The sequence below is a fragment of the Streptomyces xiaopingdaonensis genome, assembly GCF_000262345.1.
In the GTDB taxonomy this organism is placed as follows: domain Bacteria; phylum Actinomycetota; class Actinomycetes; order Streptomycetales; family Streptomycetaceae; genus Streptomyces; species Streptomyces xiaopingdaonensis.
Map to the genome: position 1 here is coordinate 1 of NZ_AJTQ01000156.1, position 18,794 is coordinate 18,794.

Below are 18,794 nucleotides of genomic sequence, written 5' to 3' on the forward strand. Positions count from 1 at the left end.
GCACGGGGAGGACCCGGGCGACCTGACAGCACGCAGTTCCCCGGGGAGGCTCCACATGTTCTGGGAGGCACTCGGCTCCGCACTGCTCGGAGCAGCAGTCGCCTGTGCGGCGCTGCGCAGGTTCCCGACGCATCTGCCGCGGCCGGCGCTCGTCCTCGCGACGGGCGGCGTCTCCGGCCTCCTCGGCGGCCTGATCACCAGGATCGTGCTCGGCTCCGGACACACGCCGTCCGTGCTGGTGGCCGCGCTCGGCGTCTGCGCGGCGCTGCTCTCGCTGCTGCTGAGCGACGGGCAGGGCGGCAGGCGCCCGGCGCGGCGGCAGCCGCTCAGGCAGCCAGGCCCAGCGCAGCCATCCGCTTCGTATGGGCCTCGGTGATCCGCGAGAACATCCGCCCGACCTCGGCGAGGTCGAAGCCGTCGGCGATCCCGCCGACGAGCATGGTGGAGAGCGCGTCCCGCTCGGCGACCACCCGCTGCGCCTGCGAGAGCGCCTCGCCCATGAGCCGCCGGGCCCAGAGCGCGAGGCGCCCGCCCACCCGCGGGTCGGCCTCGATCGCGGCACGCACCTTCTCGACGGCGAAGCTGGAGTGACCCGTGTCGTCGAGGACGGAGAGGACGAGGGCGCGGGTGTCGGAGTCGAGGCGCGCGGCGACCTCGCGGTAGAAGTCGCTGGCGATGGAGTCGCCGACGTACGCCTTGATGAGGCCCTCCAGCCAGTCCGAGGGCGCCGTCTGCCGGTGGAACTCGTCGAGCGCGGCGGCGAAGGGCTCCATCGCCGCCGTCGGCTCCGCGTCGATCGCCGCCAGGCGCTGCTTGAGCTGGTCGAAGTGGTGGAACTCGGCCGAGGCCATCGACGCGAGTGCCGCCTTGTCCCCGAGCGAGGGGGCGAGTTTGGCGTCCTCGGCGAGACGCTCGAAGGCGGCGAGCTCACCGTAGGCGAGGGCGCCGAGCAGGTCGATCACGGCCGCGCGGTACGTCGGTTCTGCGGAGGCGCTCGCCCAGTCCTGGGCGGCGATGCCGGTGGGCGCGGGTTCCGCAGCAGCCGCGGAGTGCTCTGCGGTGGTCTTGTCGGACGTCTCCATACCGCGCACGATAGCCCGACGCCCCGGGCGCCGAACCCCCGGCCGCCGCCCCGCAGTTCCGGGCCGAGCCACCCGGCAGCGCGGCCACCGTGCACACGGCCGGCGTCGTACACAACAGTCGCCCCGGTACACATGCGCGGATTCGCGGTACAGTGATATACGGCTCGCCGTATCGGTGAGCTTCCTTACGAACGCGGATGCCCGGTCGGTGGCACGATCGGCTCCGACCTGACAGCCCTCCGCTGGCTCGCGCTCCCCGCGCGGACCGCGATGGAGGGACCGCTCGCGCGGGAAGGGCGCCTGAGCGAGGGGGCCAGTGGTCCCGCACCGACAGACCGTACGCGTACGGCAGCCGATGTGCGGTAACGACCCTCCTCCCGCTCCACAGGGAACCGCCCCACGTGCCCCGTCCCGCGCGTCACACAGAAGAGGCAACCATCCTGTCCGCCACCTTTCGCGATCTCGGAATCCTTCCCGAGTCGGCCGAGGCCCTCGAGGCCGTCGGCATCACCACACCGTTCCCCATCCAGGAGATGACGCTCCCCGTCGCGCTCGCCGGCAAGGACGTCATCGGCCAGGCGAAGACCGGCACGGGCAAGACGCTCGGGTTCGGGCTGCCGCTGCTGGAGGCCGTCTCCGTCCCCGCCGATGTCGAGTCCGGCCGCGTCGCAGCGGAGAAGCTGTCCGACGCGCCGCAGGCGCTCGTGGTCGTGCCCACCCGCGAGCTGTGCACCCAGGTCACCAACGACCTCCTCACCGCGGGCAAGGCGCGCGACGTCCGGGTCGTCCCGATCTACGGCGGCCGGGCCTACGAGCCGCAGGTCGAGGCGCTCCAGAAGGGCGTCGACATCGTCGTCGGCACCCCCGGGCGACTGCTCGACCTCGCCGGGCAGCGGAAGCTGCGCCTCTCCGAGGTGCGCGCGCTCGTCCTCGACGAGGCCGACGAAATGCTCGACCTCGGGTTCCTCCCCGACGTCGAGCGGATCATCGAGATGCTGCCGACGCGGCGGCAGACGATGCTCTTCTCGGCGACGATGCCGGGGCAGGTCGTCTCGCTCGCCCGCCGCTACATGAGCCAGCCGACGCACATCAGCGCCGCCGAGCCGGACGACGTCGGCAAGACCGTCGCCAACACCGAGCAGCACGTCTTCCGTGCGCACTCGCTCGACAAGGTCGAGATGGTCTCGCGCATCCTCCAGGCCGACGGCCGCGGGCTCGCGATGATCTTCTGCCGCACCAAGCGCACCGCGGCCGACGTCGCGGAACAGCTCACCCGGCGCGGCTTCGCGTCCGGCGCCGTCCACGGCGACCTCGGGCAGGGCGCCAGGGAGCAGGCGCTCCGCGCCTTCCGCAACGGCAAGGTCGACGTGCTCGTCTGCACCGACGTCGCGGCCCGCGGCATCGACGTGGACGGCGTCACGCACGTGATCAACTACCAGTCCCCCGACGACGAGAAGACCTACCTGCACCGCATCGGCCGCACCGGCCGCGCGGGCGCCTCGGGTACGGCCGTCACCCTCGTCGACTGGGACGACATCCCCCGCTGGCAACTGATCAACAAGGCGCTGGAGCTCGACTTCAACGACCCCGAGGAGACGTACTCCACCTCGGCGCACCTCTACACCGAGCTCGGCATCCCCGAGGGGATCAAGGGCATACTGCCGCGGACCGAGCGCACCCGCGCCGGACTCTCGGCCGAGCAGGTCGAGGACCTCGGCGAGACCACGCACGGCAAGAGCGCCAAGAAGCAGGAGGAGCAGCGTCCCGCCCGCACGCGGACGCGGCAGCGCCGCCGCACCCGCGGCGGCGTGCAGGTCGACGAGGGCGGGGAGGCCGCTGCCGAGAGCGAGGGCTCCGGCGAGAGCACGCAGGCCCGCGCCCCCCGGCGCAGGCGGCGCACGCGCGGCGGCCAGCGCCCCGCGGCGGCGGGTTCCGACTCCGCGGCCTCCGCACCCAACGCCTCCGCCGGCCAGAGCACCGAAGCCGCCTCGGACGCGTCGTCCGAGGGCCAGCCGCGGAAGCCCCGCAGGCGCCGGCGCACCCGGGGCGGTGCGGGACGGGCGCAGAACGCCGAAAGCTGACGTACGGGGTCGGGCTCCGGCCCGTCGCCCGCTCGCAAGGGGTGTGCACGGATCGTGCGCACCCCGTGTGCGCGTCCGGTCACCGAGCGGGTAGCGTCCCGGGCATGAGCAGGCCCCCTTTCCTCGAACTCCCCCCTGGCGCCGAGTCGTTCCGTCTCGGCACTCGGCGCGGGGAGTTCGCCGTGTCGGCCGCCGGGCGGCCGCGGCTCGGCACCGCGCTCCTGGTGCCGGGGTTCACCGGCAGCAAGGAGGACTTCCTCGGGCTGCTGGCGCCCCTCGCCGACGCGGGGCTGCGTGTCGTCGCGCTCGACCAGCGCGGGCAGTACGAGACGCCGGGCCCCGACGAGGAGGCGGCGTACGCGCAGGGCGAGTTGGCGCGCGACGTCCACGCCGTCGCGGAGGCGGTCGGCAGCCCCGTGCATCTGCTGGGGCACTCGCTGGGCGGGCTGGTCTGCCGTGCCGCCGTCCTGGCGGACGCCGCTCCCTTCCGCTCGCTGACGCTGGTGAGCAGCGGGCCGGGGGCCGTGTGCGCCGCGCAGCAGGACCGGATCGGCCTGCTCCTGGAAGCGCTGCCGGCGCTCGGCATGGCCGAGGTGTGGGCCGCGATGGGTCGGCTCGACCCGACCGAGGCGCCGTCCACGGAGACGCCGCCTCGGACCGCCGAGTTCCTGCGTCGGCGCTGGCTCGCCACCGTGCCGCAGCAACTCGTCGCCACGGCACGGCAGTTGCGCGACGAACCGGACCGCACGGCGGAGCTCGCCGCGGTCGGGCTGCCGCTCCATGTGCTCTCGGGCGAGGAGGACGAGGTCTGGCCCGTCCCCTGGATGGACGCGATGGCCGAGCGGCTCGCTGCCCGTCGGACCGTCGTCGCGGGGACGGCGCACTCGCCGAACGCGGAGCGCCCCCGCGAGACGGCCCGCGCGCTGGCCGCCTTCTGGTCGGACGTCGCGGTCAGCCCTCGCCGTTGACGAACCGCGTGACGCCGTTGGCGATCTGCTGCACGGCGATGGCGGAGAGGAGCATCCCGGAGAGCCGGGTGACGAGCACCACGCCGCCGTCCTTGATGACGCGGATGATCAGCAGCGAGTACCGCATCACCAGCCAGAGCACGAGGTGGATGGCGACGATCGCCGACCAGACGGAGAGCTGCCCGCCCCATCCCTCGGCCCGCTGCACCGCGAGGATGACCGAGACGATCGCACCGGGCCCGGCGAGGAGCGGCATGCCGAGGGGGACGAGGGCGACGTTCACCTCCTTCGTCTGCTTCGGCTCGTCGGTCTTGCCGGTGAGGAGGTCGAGCGCGACGAGGAGGAGCAGCAACCCGCCCGCGACCATCAGCGCCGGGATCGAGACGTGCAGGTATCCGAGGATCTGCCGGCCGCAGATCCCGAAGAGCACGATGACGCCGAAGGCGACGGAGGCCGCCTGCAACGCGAGGCGGCGCTGCACCTTGACGGGGCGTCCCGAGGTGAGGGCGAGGAAGATCGGGGTGGTCCCGGGCGGGTCCATGATCACGAAAAGGGTGACAAAGACGGACCCGAAGAGGGCGAAGTCGAACACGGTGGTGCCTTGCAGGGTGAGCGGATCGAGCGATCCGGGTGGATCACGGGTGACGCGGCGCGTGCACCCGCGCGCGCCGGCGGCGCGCGAGAGGGAGCGGTCAGCCGGAGACGGGCGCGGTTCCTGAGCCTCGCGCGGCGATCTCGGCATAGACGTCGGGCGCGGTCTCGAACTCGCCGAGGCGGACCGTCTTGCGGCTGCCGTGGTAGTCGCTGGACCCGGTGGCGAGGAGGCCCGACTCGCCCGCGAGGGCGTGGAGTCGGGCGCGCGTCCCTGGCGGGTGGTCGGCGTGGTCGGCCTCCAGGCCGTCGAGACCCGCCGCCGCCAGTTCGGCTATGGCCTCTTCGGAGACGCACTGCCCGCGCACCGCCGCGAGCGGGTGCGCGAGGACGGAGACGCCGCCCGCGCCCTTGACGAGCCGGACGGCCTCGAAGGGGTCGAGTTCGTACTTGCCGACGTACGCGCGCCCGTCGTTGGCGAGCCACTCGGGCGTGAAGGCGTCGGAGACGGTCTCGACGACGCCGAGTTCCACCATGGCGGTGGCGATGTGCGGGCGCCCGACGCTGCCGTCGCCCGCGATCTCGGCGACCCGGTCCCAGGCGAGCGGCACGCCGAGTTCCTGGAGCTTGGCGACCATGCCTTGGGCACGCGGGACGCGGTCGTCGCGGACGAGTGCCCGGGCGCGGGCGAACTGCGGCTCGTCCGGGTCGAAGAGGTAGGCGAGCAGGTGCAGGCTGATTGCGCCGAGACGGCAGGAGATCTCGGCGCCCGGCACGAGGGTGAGCCCCTCGGGGAGCGCGGCGGCGGCCTCTTCGTGCCCGGCGACGGTGTCGTGGTCGGTGAGCGCGACGACGTCGAGCCCGGCGGCCGCGGCCCCCGCGACGAGTCCGGCGGGGGTGTCCGTGCCGTCGCTCGCGGTGGAGTGCGTGTGCAGGTCGATACGCACGGTGCGGCTCCAACGGTGCTGACGGGACGGGAACTTGCCACCAGCCTAGTGCGCCGCCGACTCCGCCCGGACACCGAGGGTGCCGCCGCCTAGAGGAGCCGGGGCGAGAGCGCGCCGCAGGGCAGCAGGCCGACCTCGGCGCCGGCTTCCCTCAGGTCGGTGAGCACCAGTTCGTCGTGGACGAGCAGTCCCGAGCGTTCCGGCCAGGCGATCGCCCACAGCCACAGCCCCTGTGCCTCGCCCGCGAAGACGGCGCGGTCGTCGGGCGCCTGCGGCAGGTGCCGCAGCAGCGCCGGCCGTCCCGCCGCCAGTACCGCGCCGGGTGCTGGACCGTCGTCGCCTTCCTCCGCCTCGGGGACGGGGACGCCCGCGTAGCCGGCGCCCAGGCCGACGTCCAACTCCTCGGCGACGAAGAGGAGTTCGGCCGTGCCTCCGAGGGGCCCGGGGCCCGAGCAGGCGACGGCCGTCCCCCGGGCGCCGCTGTGGTCGTCGCCCGCGGTGGCGACGCCCGTGAAGAGCCAGCCGACCGGCAGCGGCCAGGGCATCCAGACGGGCACGCGCGCACGCTCGACCGCCACCGCGAGCGCCTCGACGCTCGGCGGGACGACGGGTTGCAGCGGATGCACGCTGCCGTGGGCTTCGCACTGCCAGGTGTCGGCGAAGAGGCCGGGCGCCCGCACCCGGCTTCCGCACTTCGGGCAACTGGGTTCGCCCCTCATGGGCCATAACGGTCCTCCGGGGTCGGCACTGCGTCAAGGAGATCACCTGCACCTCTGCCGGGCTACGGGCGTTGTGGTATGCGGCCGTCGGCGGGGAGCCGATGTGCGGTGCTGGGCACGGGAGTTGGGGCTCATCGGCCGACACGTGCCCGACGGCACCGCAGGGGAGTCGGCCGACGGGCGCACGTGTCGACCGGGCCGGCCGGGAACGTCGCCCACGTGGAAGAGAGGGCGCCACAGGTCCGTCCGAGCTCCTGCGCCGACGGGCGGAGCAACCTTCGCCTTGCACGGCGCCCGAAGCATTTCTTCCGCTGCAGGCGGTTCCGCTGTCCGTCGACGGAAAAATCGTCGTCAAGGCTCCGGACTCGCCGTCCGATCGAAGCGGAAGTACCCATGGGCGGCAACCGTCACCAACTCTCCTACGACACGGTGGACTTACGGCGAATCACGTCGGTAAGGTGACCCTTACCCGAGGTCGGCGACAGCGCACGGAAACGGCTTCGGAAACCATTCCCATTGCGCTCGGCACGGCTTGTAACCGGTCGCCGTTCATCACCGGAAGAGGTTGTCGTGAGTGGCACGAATACCAAAGCGAGCCGCGAGGCGCGGATCGTTCTCGTTATCACCGTAATTGCTTCGGCCTTGCTGGTAATCGATGTCACAATCGTCTCCGTCGCCCTGCCGGAGATCCAATCCGACCTGGGAGGGTCACTCTCCGCTCTCCAGTGGGTGATCATCGGCTACACCGTCACCTTCGGCGCCTTCCAGCAGACGGCCGGCTCCCTTTCGGACCGGCTGGGTCGCAAGTCGATGTTCATGAGCGGAATTACGCTCTTCACGCTCGCCTCGCTGGCGTGCGGCATCGCGCCCGACGCCCTGTTCCTCGACGCCGCACGCTGCGTGCAGGGGGTGGGAGCCGCCTTCGTGCTGGCCAACGCGATGCCGCTGATCGCCCAGGTATTCGACGGCCAGAGCCGGAACATGGCGATCGCCGTCTGGGGCACCACCCTCGGTGCCTGCGGTGCCGTCGCCCCTGTCATCGGCGGACTGCTCGTCGACCTGACGGAGTGGCGCTACCTCTTCCTGATCAACGTGCCGATCGGCGTGGCCGCGCTCGTACTGTGCCGCAACCGGCTGCCCGCCGACGCCCGGAACGGGAGCGCCGCGCGCATCGACTGGACGGGGGCCGGCCTCCTCGTCGTCACCCTCGGCCTGATCAACTTCGCCCTCACCCGCGGCGAGGACCAGGGCTGGAGCAGCCCGATCACCGTCGTCCAGCTCGTGCTCTCCGCGTTCCTGCTCCTCGGCTTCGTCCTCCTGGAGCGGAGGACGGCGACTCCCACGCTGGACCTGACGCTCTTCAAGGTGCCGACCTTCGTCGCGGCGACGCTGATCTCCTTCTTCTCCCGCTTCGCCACGGTCGGCGGCTCGGTGTACTACATCCTGTACTTCCAGAGCAGTCGGGGTCTGAGTCCGTTGCAGACGGGCCTGTTCATGATGGCGATCTTCGGCCCGCAGCTCGGTATGGGGCTGGTCGCAGGGAAGTTGCAGGCGAAGTACTCGCCGTCCCACATCATCGCGGTCGGCTTCGGCGTCCTGGCGATCGGCGGCCTCGCCATGTCCTGGGCGTTCAACCGGGACAACAGCATCTGGCTCGCCCTGCCGGGGCTGCTGCTGTGGGGCGTCGGCGGCGGGCTCGCCGGCAGCCCGTCCATGTCCCTCGCGGTGAACGTGGTGCCGAAGGAGCGGGCCGGCATGGCGTCCGGCGCGATCAACAGCCTCTTCATGTTCGGGGCCGGCATCGGTGCCGCCGTCTTCGGCCTGCTCTTCCGGACCCGGGTCTCCGATCGGGCCCGCAGCGAACCGCGGTTGGACTACGGCGACCACGAGCCCGTCGTCTCCGCCGCCGCACAGGGGGACATCACCCGCGCCCTGGAGCACGTGCCCGGCGAGGCCACCGCGCAGGTGCGCCGCACGCTGGAGTCCGCCATCGCCGCAGGCGCCGCGAGCGTGATGCTCTGGGCCGCGCTGATCTGCGTGGGCACGGCGGCCATCGCCCTCGCGCTGGTCCGCCGGAAGGACCTCCTCAACGGCGCCCCGGAGAAGGACAGGAGCGAGGACACGCCGGAGGCGGAGCCGGCCTGACGACGAGCACGGCGGCCCCTCCCCGGGACCCGGCCGCCGTGCAGCCCGCCGGCGACGACCCCGCCCGCGTCCTCCCGATCCCGCCTCTCACAGGGCGCGGGGCTCGCTGAAGCGCGACTCCCCGTGCGCGTCCTCGCAGTGCCCGACGGCCGTCCCTTCCCGAGCGGGGCCGTCCGCCGGCGGTTCGCGTACGTGGTCGACGTCGAGAGTCGCGTGCTTGATCCCGTACTCGTCCCGCAGTTGGGCTTGGAGCGTTCTGCGTACGGCGTGGCAGTCGCCTCCCTGCTCCACGAGGACGTGTGCGGAGAAGAGGACGTCGCCCGAGGTGAGCTCCCAGACGTGCAGGTCGTGGACTTCCACGACGCCTTCGTGACCGACCATGCTCCGGCCGACGTCGTCGGGCTCCACGCCGGGAGGAGCGCCCTCCAGGAAGATCCGTCCGGAGGCACGGACGAGCGAGAGCCCGGACCTGACCATGAGCACCACGACGACGAGCGAGGCGAGGGCGTCCGCCTCGGCGAAGCCCGTCAACATCACGACAGCGCCGGAGACCGCAGTGGCGATGAAGCCGTAGAGGTCGGTGAGGATGTGCTGGAAAGCACCTTCGACGTTGAGCGAGGAGCGGTTGGCCTTGGACATGCACCACACGGCGGCGACGTTCACCGCCACGCCCACCAGCGCCGTCACCAGCACCATGGCGCCACCGACCTCGGGCGGGTCGAGCAGCCTCGCCACGCTCTCGTACGCCAGCCAGACGGAGAGCAGGAGGAGCGTGAGGCCGTTGGCGAGCGCCGAGAGGATCTCCGCCCGCTTCAGCCCGTACGTGTACCGCCCCCGGACAGGCAGTCCTGCCAATTTCACTGCCAGCAGGGCCAGTGCGATCGCCGCGGCGTCGGAGAGCATGTGGGCCGCGTCGGAAAGCAGCGCCATCGACTGGGCCGCGAAGGCGACAACGACCTCCACCGCCATGAAGACGACGATCAGCGCGAGAGCGGCGGAAAGCCAGCGACGGTCGGCTCCCTCCGCGACTCCGTGATGGTGTCCGTCGTGCTCATGCCCCTCGTGCCTGTGCCCCCGCCTCATTTGATTTCCCATCCCTCCGCGAACTGGACGGGGAAAGTCAAGCGCACGGCCGAAGAAACAGCAAAGGCTGCAACGGATACGGTTATCAAGAGCCTCGTTCTTCGGAGAGAATCATTTTTGCGCGTCTCCCGGCGGCACGGCGAAATCCGATCACGCACGACCGGAAACGCTCACGCCGCACTCCGGGAAAAAGCCAACGCCGGCCGATTCGTCGGTTCGCCTGCTGTGCTCCCCCGACCTCGCCGACGAGGCGCCGTGGAATCGGTTCACTCAGGCGACGCCGCGGAACCCGAGCGTCCGCGTACCGCGGTGCCGAACTCCCGGGCGAAGCGCAGCATCTCGTCGATGTGCTCCTCCAGGAGCCCGACCCCGGGGTCGACGGGGACCAGCCGCGTGGGCTCGCGACGTCCGGCCGCCCACGTGCACGCCGCCTCGCTGTGCAGGTCGTCGAGCCAGGCCGCCGGACGGTCACCGACGGCGCGCGCGACCTCGGGGAACTTGTCGTAGTTCCGCCCGGGATGCGGCGGGAACTCGACGAGCGGTAGTTCGGGAAGGCCCAGCAGCGGAGCCAGCAGCCGGTTGGCGTCCTGTTCCCAACCCGTCGCCCACACCAGGTCGAAGTGCGGAACCAGCCGGCGGAGCAGCGCGCCGTGCGTCGGGTCGACCCTGACCTGCTCCCCTTCGAAGAGCTCGTGCTCCGTGTACCCGGGCGGGCAGGCGGGCGCGCCGTAGGGGTTGAGCACGCCGTCGACGTCGATCAGCGCCAGTAACCGTGGGGGAGTCATCGCGTCCTCGTCCTCGGGGTGCGCCCCGCCGTGACGGGAGGGCTCCGCTCTGGCCACGGCCGAGCGTAACCCAAGCCCGTCGCAGAGGTGTTCCTCGCTGCCCCGACCGGACGGGCGGGTGCGGTGCGCGGCCGCGTCGACGACTGCGCCGCCGCCGGCGCAGCACGCGGACGCCCGCGCGCACCGGCGAGGGGCTGCGCGGTGGGCACGGCCGGCGCCGGTCGATGTCGTGGCGACTCGCCCGGGACGGCCGCCCCCCGGTCCGCCGCGCCCGACGGGAGCCCCGTCAGTCCTCCAGTGGGACCGCCGGCCGCTGCGGGTCCCGCAGGTCGGTGCCGTGCCGCAGCCAGCGCTCCTGGAGCGCCTCCGCGCCGTGCACCCGCTTCCAGGCCGCCTCGTTGGCCGTCATCGGCAGGAGCGGCAGGAAGCGCACCGGCTCCCGCGGCGCACCGAGCTCCAAGTCCGCTACGAGACCGCCGGCTTCGGCCACGAGTACGGAGGTGAACGGCGCCCCGGGCCACAGCGGCTCCCCGACGTCCAGCGAAGCGCCCGGCGCCACGATCACGCCCTCGACCTGCGGCGAGGCGGCGAGCACCGCGAGCGGCCGCAGCACCTTGTCCGTGTCGGAGATCCCCGCCCGGACGGAGAGCAGCAGCTCGGCGCGCGGCCCCCGCTCGGGCTCGGCGACGATCGCGGACGGGTCGGTCATCGGCGCCGCCGACATGCCCAGCGTCGCGTACCGGACGAGCCCTTCGCCGGGGTCGAGGAACCGCAGCACCTCGATGCGCTCGGTGCCGACGAAGGTGAGGGCGGCCCGCGCGTCGGGCTCCCCCAGCGCCTCGCTGAGCTTCGTCTCGACCTGGTGCAGAACGTCCGACATGCGACGAGCCTACGGTGCCGCGCACGGGCACGAAGAAGCGGGCACAGCAAGGAGTTCGGTCATCGGGAGGGTGATTCGGTGCTACCGTTGACGGCCGGTCAAGGCGTACGAGCGGGCTCTCCCCCGAGGGGGACCGACCGGAGGAGGTGGTACCGACATGGATCCCAGTCGACCGTGCAGTACCAGCCGCTCTTCCGCGCGCGGTGCCCACAGCTGAGGCCCCTGCCCACCAGTGCTGCCCTCGGGCCGCCCGGCGAAACCTCCGCAGGCACATTCTTTCCGGTTCCTCCGGAACCTGCCGCGGCAGAGCGCTCCGCCTCTGAACTCCCGTACCACGCAAGTATGTCCGCCAGCGCACGCCGTCACCTGCTGCGCCAGGCGCCCGCCCTCCCCTCTCGCCGCAGCGTCGCCCGGGGGCCGAGGGCCTCCGCGTCCGCGCACGGCCCGCGGCGGTACGGCACCGTGAAGGAGCCCCGCATGTCGATGATCCGAGAGCTGCGCGCCGCGGTACGCCCCTCCCTCCGCAAGGGCGCGCGCAGCGGCGAGACGGAGGACCGGGCCGAGGCGGCGAGCGCCGTCGTCGACTGCGCCGTCTACCGGGACGGGCGCCGCGGCACGGCGCGGCTGAGCCCGGCCGAGGCGCTCCGCCGGGTGCGCGGGCGCAGCACGCGGAGCTCCGAAGGGGACGGCGCCACACGCGAGTTCGTCTGGATCGGGCTGCACGAGCCGACGGAGCGCGAGTTCGCCGGCATCGCGCAGGAGTACGGACTGCATCCGCTCGCCGTCGAGGACGCCGTCCACGCCCACCAGCGCCCCAAGGTGGAGAGGTACGACGAGAGCATCTTCACCGTCCTGAAGACCCTCCACTACACCGAGCACCCCGACCAGCCGGAGCAGGCGGCGGCCGTGGTGGAGAGCGGCGAGGTGATGTGCTTCACCGGTCGGGACTACATCATCACCGTCCGGCACGGCGGCCAGGGCTCCCTGCGGGCGCTCCGCCACCGCCTGGAGGACGACCCGGAACTGCTCTCCCGCGGCCCCTCCGCCGTGCTCCACGCCATCGCCGACCAGACCGTCGACGGGTACCTCGCGGTCGCTGACGCGGTCCAGGTCGACATCGACGAGGTGGAGAACCAGGTCTTCGCGCAGCAGACCGACCGCGTGGCGGGGCGCAGGCGGGGCGGCGAGTCCGGCCGGATCTACCAACTCAAGCGCGAGGTACTGGAGTTCAAGCGCGCGGTCGGCCCGCTGCTGCGCCCGATGGAGCTGCTGAGCGAGCGCCCCCTGCGGCTGATCGACCCCGAGGTCCAGAAGTACTTCCGCGACGTCGCCGACCACCTCGCCCGCGTCAACGAGCAGGTGCTCGGCTTCGATGAGCTGCTCAACTCGATCCTCCAGGCCAACCTCGCGCAGGCCACGGTCGCCCAGTCCGAGGACATGCGGAAGATCACCTCCTGGGCGGCGATCTTCGCCGTGCCCACGATGATCGCCGGCGTCTACGGCATGAACTTCGACGTCATGCCCGAGACCCACTGGGAGTACGGCTATCCGACGGTGATGGCCGTGATCGTCGGGATCTGCGTCGCCATCCACCGCGGGTTCAAGCGCAACGGCTGGCTCTGAGCGCGCAACGGCCCAACTCGCCCGGCCGCGCGACGTGTCCGGGAGCCGGCGGCGCGGAACGCAGGTCGCGCACGCGCAGCGGGAGCCGTCGGGCGGTAGCCTGCTGGGCATGGAGGAGACGCTGCTGGAGCACGCGCTCATCGAGGAGTCCGCGAAGAAGTCGGCGCTGGTGTGGGTCCGCGGCCCCGAAGGTCCCTCGCGTCCGCTCTGGCACGTGTGGCACGGGGGCGCCGTCTGCCTCGTCGGCGACGGCTCGGAACAGCCCCTGCACGGGCTCGACTTGGTCGACGGCGGCACCGCGACCGTCAGCGTGCGGAGCAAGGACAAGGGCGGCCGCCTCGTCGTCTGGCCGGCGCGCGTCGTCCAACTCACGCCGGGGAGCGACGCCTGGCAGGCGGCCGTCGACGACCTCAAGCCGAAACGCCTCAACGCGCCGGACAGCGGCTCGCTCACCGAGCGCTGGTCCCGCGAGTGCCGCGTCCTGCGACTGGAACCGGCAGGCGAGGCGCTGGAGCACCCCGGCGCCATGCCCGACTCCTCGCACGCCGCTCCCCCGCCGCCCACTCCGGCGACGACGCGGCAGCCCGTGCCGTCCGGCGTGCCGCGACTCCTCTTCCGCCGCCGGAAGAGCTTCCGCCGCCGGAAGAGCTGAGAGGGTCAACTCCCGTCGGCGGAGATCTTCTTGCCGTAGTCGACGACCTGCTCCTTCTTCGGCGCGCTCAGCTCGAAGCTCTGGTTCCACGCGCTGAGACGCACCGTGCCCGCGTCGCCGCCGCGTTGCAGCTTCAACGGGTACGGGGTGCCGTGCAGCGCCACATCGACGGTCCCGCCGTTCCCCTCCCCCGCCTCGACGCGGATCGTCTTCATGCCGCCGACCTCGCCGTGGTCGCCGACCTCGCGGGAACCGTCGAGCGCCAGCAAGCCGTCGAGCAGGACCTTCATGTCGGTGAACCCGCTGAACTGCTTGTACGCGGGATCCTGGCTCGGCACCTTGACGTACTTGCCGACGAGCTTGCGCGCCGCCCGTCTGTCGTTCTTCGTCGGCTCCTTGCCGCCCTTGCCCTGGCGCGCCCAGAAGTCCTCGTTCGCCTTGAGGTAGAGGTCCTTGCCGACGCGCAGGAGCTCGAAGGAGGACTTGCCCTTGTGGGAGACCTCGCCGTGCCCCCCGCTGTTCTTCAGCCGCATCTGGAGCCGGTAGGTCTGCCCCTTGCTGACGACGGTGCCCGAGAGGCGGACCGCCTCGGCCGAACGCGCGGCGGAGCGGGCCTTCTTCTCTATCTGAGCCGCCGTCAACTTGCCGACTCCGTTGGTCCCTGCGTCGGGATCGTCGCCCATGCACCCGGTGAGCGCAGCCGACAGGCCCGCGCAGACAGTCCCGGCGAGGAGTGCTCTCAGACGTGCGCGGGCGCGTGGAGTCACGCTGCATCCTCCTGGGCTCGGGGGGCGGAAACCGCACCCTACCCGTGGGCGCCGAGGGCGGCGGAGGGCAGCCGTCCGGACCCGCGGGCGCAGCGTCCGGCAGCCGGGAGGAGTCCGGGCGCGCTAGCCTGAACCCCGGCAGAACACCGCAAAAGGTGCGGTTCCTCGGAGCGAGCACGCAAGACCGGGAGGAGTCCGATGGCGGCAGGGGCCTCCCGCGTCTTCATCTCCCACCTCTCCGGCATCCCCGTCTTCGACCCCGTCGGGGACCAGGTGGGCCGGGTCCGCGACGCCGTCGCGCTCCTCCCCTCGCGGTACTCGCCCGAGCGCGACGAGGGGCTGCCGCGGGTGCTCGGGCTCGTCGTCGAAGTCGTCAGCAGGCGGCGGGTGTTCCTGCCGATGACGCGGGTCACCGGCGTCGAGTCGGGCCAGGTGATCACGACGGGGGTGCTCAACATGCGCCGCTTCGAGCAGCGCCCCAACGAGCACCTCGTCTTCGGCGAGCTCCTCGACCGCCGGGTGACGCTGCGTGAGACGGGCGAGGGGGCGACCGTCCTCGACGTCGGAATGCGGCAGTTGCCCGCGCGGAGGGACTGGCAGATCGAGAAGCTCTTCGTCCGCAAGGGACGCGGCAGGGGAGCGCTGCGCCGCCGGGGCGGCGAGACCCTCACCGTGGAGTGGACCGCCGTACAGGGCCTGGGAGTCGAGGAAGAAGCGCAGGGGACGGCGAACATGCTCGCCGCCTTCGAGCGTCTCCGCCCGGCCGACCTCGCCAGCGTGCTCCACCACCTCTCGGCGAAGCGCCGCACCGAGGTAGCCGCCGCCCTCCACGACGAGCGCCTCGCCGACGTCCTCGAGGAACTCCCCGAGGACGACCAGGTGGAGATCATCGGCAAGCTGCGCGACGAGCGCGCCGTCGACGTCCTCGAGGCGATGGACCCCGACGACGCGGCCGACCTCCTCTCCGAGCTCCCCGAGGAGGAGAAGGATCGCTTCCTGGCACTCATGGAACCGGAGGACGCGGCGCCGCTCCGCCGCCTCCTCTCCTACGAGGAGCACACCGCCGGCGGGTTGATGACGACCGAGCCGATCGTGCTGCGCCCGGGCGCCAGCGTCGCGGAGGCGCTCGCGCGCGTACGCCACGAGGACCTGCCGGCGCCGCTCGCCGCGCAGGTCTACGTCTGCCGGCTGCCCGACGAGACACCGACCGGCAGGTACCTCGGCCTCGTCCACTTCCAACGGCTCCTGCGGGAACCGCCGTTCACGCTCGTCGGCGGCATCATCGACCGCGACCTGCGGCCGCTCTCGCCCGACACCCCGCTCGCGCCGCTCGCCGGATACATGGCCACCTACAACATCGTCGCCGCCCCCGTCGTCGACGAGGCAGGCCACCTGCTCGGCGCCGTCACCGTCGACGACGTCCTCGACCACCTCCTGCCCGAGGGCTGGCGGGAGTCCGCCACCTCCGGAGGGATCGCCGGGTTCGCGGAACCGGAGGGTGCACATGGCTGAGCGGTACCGGGCCGAGGAGCGCCCGGAGCAGAAGGAGACGCGGGCGCCCGGGGGTACGCGCCCCTCGCGGATGCGGCTCGACGTGCCCCGGGCGCCGAGGCGGCCGCTGCTTCCCGAGTACGACCCCGACGCCTTCGGCAGGGTCTCGGAGTCGATCGCGAGGTTCCTCGGCACCGGCCGGTTCCTCGTCTGGATGACCGGCGTCATCGTGGTCTGGATCGGCTGGAACAGCCTGGCACCCGTGGAGCTGCGCTTCGACAGCTATCCGTTCATCTTCCTCACGCTCGCGCTCTCCCTCCAGGCGTCGTACGCGGCACCGCTGATCCTCCTCGCGCAGAACAGGCAGGACGACCGGGACCGCGTCAACCTCGAGCAGGACCGCAAGCGCAACGACCGCAGCATCGCCGACACCGAGTTCCTCACCCGCGAGATCGCCTCGCTCCGCATGGGCCTCGGCGAGGTGGCGACGCGCGACTGGCTGCGCTCCGAACTCCAGGAACTGCAGGAAATTGCAAGGGAACTGCGCCCCGGCCCCGCCACCGAGGACGAGCCCCCGGAGGGCCCGCCTCCCGAGTGACCGACACCGCTGCGCCGGGCCCTTCGGCGCGCCCCCGCGCGCGCCGTACCATTTCGGCATGGCTACCGACACGCCTCCGGACGCCGTCCGGGAGGGCACACCGACGAACACCCCGTCCGAAGAGGCGGTGCGCGCCGCGCTCGCCACGGTGAACGACCCGGAGATCCACCGGCCGATCACCGACCTCGGGATGGTCAAGTCCATCGGCATCGAGCCCGACGGCGCCGTCGACGTCGGGATCTACCTCACCGTCTCCGGCTGCCCGCTGCGGGACACCATCACCTCCGACGTCACCGAGGCGGTCCGGGGCGTGGCGGGCGTCAGCGAGGTACGCGTCGAGCTGGACGTCATGAGCGACGAGCAGCGGCGGGAGCTCGCCGCCTCGCTGCGGGGCGGCAAGGCGGAGCGCGAGGTGCCGTTCGCGCAGCCCGGCTCGTTGACGCGGGTCTACTGCGTGGCGTCGGGCAAGGGCGGCGTAGGCAAGTCGTCGGTCACGGTCAACCTCGCGGCGAAGCTCGCAGCGGACGGGCTGAAGGTCGGCGTCGTCGACGCGGACATCTACGGCCACTCCGTCCCGAGGATGCTCGGCACCGACGGGCGCCCGACCCAGGTCGAGGACATGATCATGCCGCCGTCGGCGTTCGGCGTGAAGGTGATCTCGATCGGGATGTTCACGCCGGGCAACGCGCCGGTGGTCTGGCGCGGCCCGATGCTCCACCGCGCACTCCAGCAGTTCCTCGCCGACGTCTACTGGGGCGACCTCGACGTCCTCCTCCTCGACCTGCCGCCCGGCACGGGCGACATCGCCATCTCCGTCGCGCAGTTGGTGCCGAACGCCGAGATCCTCGTGGTGACGACGCCGCAGCAGGCCGCCGCCGAGGTCGCGGAGCGCGCCGGCTCGATCGCGGTGCAGACGCACCAGAAGATCGTGGGCGTCATCGAGAACATGTCCGGCATGCCGTGCCCGCACTGCGGCGAGATGGTCGACGTCTTCGGCACCGGCGGCGGCGCGGTCGTCGCCGAGGGGCTGACGCGGACCACCGGCAGCGAGGTTCCGGTCCTCGGCGGCATCCCGATCGACCTGCGGATGCGCGAGGGCGGCGACGAGGGCAAGCCCGTCGTCCTCTCCGACCCCGACTCCCCCGCGGGCCAGGCACTCGGCGAGATCGCGGAGAAGCTCGGCGAACGCCAGCGCGGGCTCTCGGGGATGTCGCTCGGGCTCACGCCGAGCAACAAGTTCTGACCCGACGTACACGGAGGGGCGCATCACCGGCCGGTGGTGCGCCCCTCCGCGTACGCGCTACTGCTGCGCGTACGCGGTGATGTCCTTCACGACGGAGAAGCCGAGGCCGTACGCGCTCATCCCCCGCCCGTAGGCGCCGAGATGGACGCCCTCACGGGCACGCCCCGCGAGGACCCAGCCGTACTCGGATTCGCGGTAGTGGAAGTCGGTGGGCTCACCGTCGACGGGCAGCGACAGCGTCGACCAGCCGGCGCCGCCGAGGTCGTCGGCGAGCTCCCAGGCGACGCCCGTCTGCTGGTCGAGCCAGTCCTGACGGAGGCCGAGCTCCATCTCCCTCGGCCACGTGCACGAGAGGAGCCCGGAGCCGGCGAGCCAGGCCGCCGTGGAGACCGATGTCGCCTCCAGCACCCCCGTGCCGTCGGCACTGCGGCGCACGGGCCGACTGGCGACCGTCACGACGACCGCGAAGCGCTGGCTGTCCGGGTTCGCCTCCGTGCGGAGCGAGGGGGCCTCGCCGTGTCCCGTCGAACCGTGCTCGACCGTGCCGTCCGCCGTCTCCCCCACCTGCATCAGCCAACGGGGCCCGTTGAAGGCCGCGTCGAGGCCGTACCACGGAAAGGCCGCCGTCAGATAGCCGTCGACCGCCCGCGCGTCGGTCGCCCCCTCTACGGCGGGCCCGGCTTGTTCTGCCGTCCGACTCGTCGTCTCCATGTGCGTGACGCCTCCTCATTGCCCTGTGCCATGGGCAGCCTGCCCCCCTCGGAACGGCGACCCCGGACACAGGGAGGATAGCCACACCGGTCTGTCGTGTCGGGCATGGCCGAGGATCGGATACCGCCCAGCGGGGGTGAGATGGGCCTCAGTGCGCCCGACAAGTGCGAAGAAACCACAGGTCGTCGGCGCGGAACGGGACAAGGGGCACATGCGTCCGATCGGCGCACGAGACACCGCGCCGGCCTGCGCCGCCCGGGGTATCCCGCGGGCCGCCTCAGGTGGCGTCCGGGTCGAACGGAGGCGGGTCGTTTCCGGGCTCGCCCTTGGTGAGATCGGGGCCCTTGGTCAGGTCGGGGCCCTTGGAAGAGCCGTTGACCGACGAGCCGCTGGCGGCAGCGGTGCCGCCCTTGGTGAGGCTGTGGCGG

The 18,794-nt window shown here is 72.2% G+C and carries 18 protein-coding genes; 9 read left to right on the forward strand and 9 right to left on the reverse strand.

Annotation, left to right across the window (positions count from 1 at the left end; translation table 11 throughout):
• A partial coding sequence (locus UWG_RS0112545; protein WP_237720070.1) for a hypothetical protein occupies positions 1–376 on the forward strand: 376 nt, incomplete at its 5' end.
• On the opposite strand, the gene UWG_RS0112550 is transcribed toward UWG_RS0112545, so the two are convergent.
• Positions 327–1,082, reverse strand: a complete 756-nt coding sequence (locus UWG_RS0112550; protein WP_016907562.1) for a ferritin-like fold-containing protein — start codon at positions 1,080–1,082, stop codon at positions 327–329. The two genes, UWG_RS0112545 and UWG_RS0112550, sit on opposite strands and share 50 nt — an antisense overlap.
• 401 nt (positions 1,083–1,483) lie before the next feature.
• Between UWG_RS0112550 and UWG_RS0112555 the strand changes: the two genes are divergently transcribed.
• Both UWG_RS0112555 and UWG_RS0112560 read left to right on the forward strand, forming a co-directional pair.
• A complete protein-coding gene (locus tag UWG_RS0112555) occupies positions 1,484–3,163 on the forward strand; it encodes a DEAD/DEAH box helicase (protein ID WP_016907563.1) in 1,680 nt (559 codons plus the stop codon).
• A gap of 104 nt (positions 3,164–3,267) precedes the next feature.
• Positions 3,268–4,131, forward strand: coding sequence for an alpha/beta fold hydrolase (locus tag UWG_RS0112560; protein WP_029391390.1), 864 nt, complete (start codon positions 3,268–3,270; stop codon positions 4,129–4,131).
• Here UWG_RS0112560 and UWG_RS0112565 read toward each other — a convergent pair.
• The 3 genes from UWG_RS0112565 to UWG_RS0112575 form a co-directional block, all read right to left on the reverse strand.
• Positions 4,115–4,723 carry a MarC family protein gene (locus UWG_RS0112565; protein ID WP_029391391.1) on the reverse strand — a complete coding sequence of 203 codons (609 nt, stop codon included), beginning with the start codon at positions 4,721–4,723 and terminating at the stop codon, positions 4,115–4,117. The two genes, UWG_RS0112560 and UWG_RS0112565, sit on opposite strands and share 17 nt — an antisense overlap.
• Before the next feature lie 100 nt (positions 4,724–4,823).
• Positions 4,824–5,669, reverse strand: coding sequence for a PHP domain-containing protein (locus tag UWG_RS0112570; RefSeq protein ID WP_016907566.1), 846 nt, complete (start codon positions 5,667–5,669; stop codon positions 4,824–4,826).
• A gap of 89 nt (positions 5,670–5,758) precedes the next feature.
• Complete coding sequence (locus UWG_RS0112575) at positions 5,759–6,388, reverse strand: DUF6758 family protein (RefSeq protein WP_029391392.1); 630 nt, start codon at positions 6,386–6,388, stop codon at positions 5,759–5,761.
• Between the two features lie 570 nt (positions 6,389–6,958).
• Between UWG_RS0112575 and UWG_RS0112580 the strand changes: the two genes are divergently transcribed.
• Positions 6,959–8,533: an MFS transporter gene (locus UWG_RS0112580; RefSeq protein ID WP_193386443.1), complete on the forward strand. Its 1,575-nt coding sequence runs from the start codon at positions 6,959–6,961 to the stop codon at positions 8,531–8,533.
• 87 nt (positions 8,534–8,620) lie between these two features.
• Here the strand turns inward: UWG_RS0112580 and UWG_RS0112585 are convergent, their stop codons facing one another.
• From UWG_RS0112585 to UWG_RS0112595, 3 genes are all read right to left on the reverse strand, one after another.
• Positions 8,621–9,616, reverse strand: coding sequence for a cation diffusion facilitator family transporter (locus UWG_RS0112585; RefSeq protein WP_016907569.1), 996 nt, complete (start codon positions 9,614–9,616; stop codon positions 8,621–8,623).
• 266 nt (positions 9,617–9,882) lie between these two features.
• Positions 9,883–10,458 carry an HAD domain-containing protein gene (locus UWG_RS0112590; RefSeq protein ID WP_016907570.1) on the reverse strand — a complete coding sequence of 192 codons (576 nt, stop codon included), beginning with the start codon at positions 10,456–10,458 and terminating at the stop codon, positions 9,883–9,885.
• Between the two features lie 229 nt (positions 10,459–10,687).
• Positions 10,688–11,281 (reverse strand): suppressor of fused domain protein, encoded by a 594-nt coding sequence (locus tag UWG_RS0112595; RefSeq protein ID WP_016907571.1) that lies wholly within the window; start codon positions 11,279–11,281, stop codon positions 10,688–10,690.
• A 477-nt stretch (positions 11,282–11,758) separates the two neighbouring features.
• Here UWG_RS0112595 and UWG_RS0112600 point away from each other — a divergent pair, with 477 nt between their 5' ends.
• Positions 11,759–12,904: a magnesium and cobalt transport protein CorA gene (locus UWG_RS0112600; protein WP_016907572.1), complete on the forward strand. Its 1,146-nt coding sequence runs from the start codon at positions 11,759–11,761 to the stop codon at positions 12,902–12,904.
• Positions 12,905–13,013: 109 nt separating this feature from the next.
• Positions 13,014–13,556 (forward strand): hypothetical protein, encoded by a 543-nt coding sequence (locus UWG_RS0112605; RefSeq protein ID WP_016907573.1) that lies wholly within the window; start codon positions 13,014–13,016, stop codon positions 13,554–13,556.
• Positions 13,557–13,561: 5 nt separating this feature from the next.
• Here UWG_RS0112605 and UWG_RS0112610 read toward each other — a convergent pair whose 3' ends face one another.
• Positions 13,562–14,239, reverse strand: a complete 678-nt coding sequence (locus UWG_RS0112610; protein ID WP_016907574.1) for a hypothetical protein — start codon at positions 14,237–14,239, stop codon at positions 13,562–13,564.
• A gap of 282 nt (positions 14,240–14,521) precedes the next feature.
• Between UWG_RS0112610 and UWG_RS0112615 the strand changes: the two genes are divergently transcribed.
• Genes UWG_RS0112615 through UWG_RS0112625 form a run of 3 tightly spaced genes read left to right on the forward strand, consistent with a single transcriptional unit; the run spans position 14,522 to position 17,655 of the window.
• Positions 14,522–15,835, forward strand: a complete 1,314-nt coding sequence (locus tag UWG_RS0112615; RefSeq protein WP_016907575.1) for a magnesium transporter MgtE N-terminal domain-containing protein — start codon at positions 14,522–14,524, stop codon at positions 15,833–15,835.
• Positions 15,828–16,412: a DUF1003 domain-containing protein gene (locus UWG_RS0112620; protein WP_016907576.1), complete on the forward strand. Its 585-nt coding sequence runs from the start codon at positions 15,828–15,830 to the stop codon at positions 16,410–16,412. The genes UWG_RS0112615 and UWG_RS0112620 overlap by 8 nt, the downstream gene beginning before the upstream one ends.
• A gap of 58 nt (positions 16,413–16,470) precedes the next feature.
• Positions 16,471–17,655: an Mrp/NBP35 family ATP-binding protein gene (locus tag UWG_RS0112625; RefSeq protein ID WP_016907577.1), complete on the forward strand. Its 1,185-nt coding sequence runs from the start codon at positions 16,471–16,473 to the stop codon at positions 17,653–17,655.
• Positions 17,656–17,712: 57 nt separating this feature from the next.
• Here UWG_RS0112625 and UWG_RS0112630 read toward each other — a convergent pair whose 3' ends face one another.
• Positions 17,713–18,366, reverse strand: coding sequence for a hypothetical protein (locus UWG_RS0112630; RefSeq protein ID WP_016907578.1), 654 nt, complete (start codon positions 18,364–18,366; stop codon positions 17,713–17,715).
• Positions 18,367–18,794: the final 428 nt, after the last annotated feature.

Bases quoted from the DNA above. Each gene is read 5' to 3' on its own strand.
- UWG_RS0112550 (WP_016907562.1), bottom strand. From the start codon at position 1,082: ATGGAGACGTCCGACAAGACCACCGCAGAGCACTCCGCGGCTGCTGCG.
- UWG_RS0112560 (WP_029391390.1), top strand. From the start codon at position 3,268: ATGAGCAGGCCCCCTTTCCTCGAACTCCCCCCTGGCGCCGAGTCGTTC.
- UWG_RS0112575 (WP_029391392.1), bottom strand. From the start codon at position 6,388: ATGAGGGGCGAACCCAGTTGCCCGAAGTGCGGAAGCCGGGTGCGGGCG.
- UWG_RS0112585 (WP_016907569.1), bottom strand. From the start codon at position 9,616: ATGAGGCGGGGGCACAGGCACGAGGGGCATGAGCACGACGGACACCAT.
- UWG_RS0112595 (WP_016907571.1), bottom strand. From the start codon at position 11,281: ATGTCGGACGTTCTGCACCAGGTCGAGACGAAGCTCAGCGAGGCGCTG.
- UWG_RS0112600 (WP_016907572.1), top strand. From the start codon at position 11,759: ATGTCGATGATCCGAGAGCTGCGCGCCGCGGTACGCCCCTCCCTCCGC.
- UWG_RS0112605 (WP_016907573.1), top strand. From the start codon at position 13,014: ATGGAGGAGACGCTGCTGGAGCACGCGCTCATCGAGGAGTCCGCGAAG.
- UWG_RS0112610 (WP_016907574.1), bottom strand. From the start codon at position 14,239: ATGGGCGACGATCCCGACGCAGGGACCAACGGAGTCGGCAAGTTGACG.
- UWG_RS0112615 (WP_016907575.1), top strand. From the start codon at position 14,522: ATGGCGGCAGGGGCCTCCCGCGTCTTCATCTCCCACCTCTCCGGCATC.
- UWG_RS0112620 (WP_016907576.1), top strand. From the start codon at position 15,828: ATGGCTGAGCGGTACCGGGCCGAGGAGCGCCCGGAGCAGAAGGAGACG.
- UWG_RS0112625 (WP_016907577.1), top strand. From the start codon at position 16,471: ATGGCTACCGACACGCCTCCGGACGCCGTCCGGGAGGGCACACCGACG.
- UWG_RS0112630 (WP_016907578.1), bottom strand. From the start codon at position 18,366: ATGGAGACGACGAGTCGGACGGCAGAACAAGCCGGGCCCGCCGTAGAG.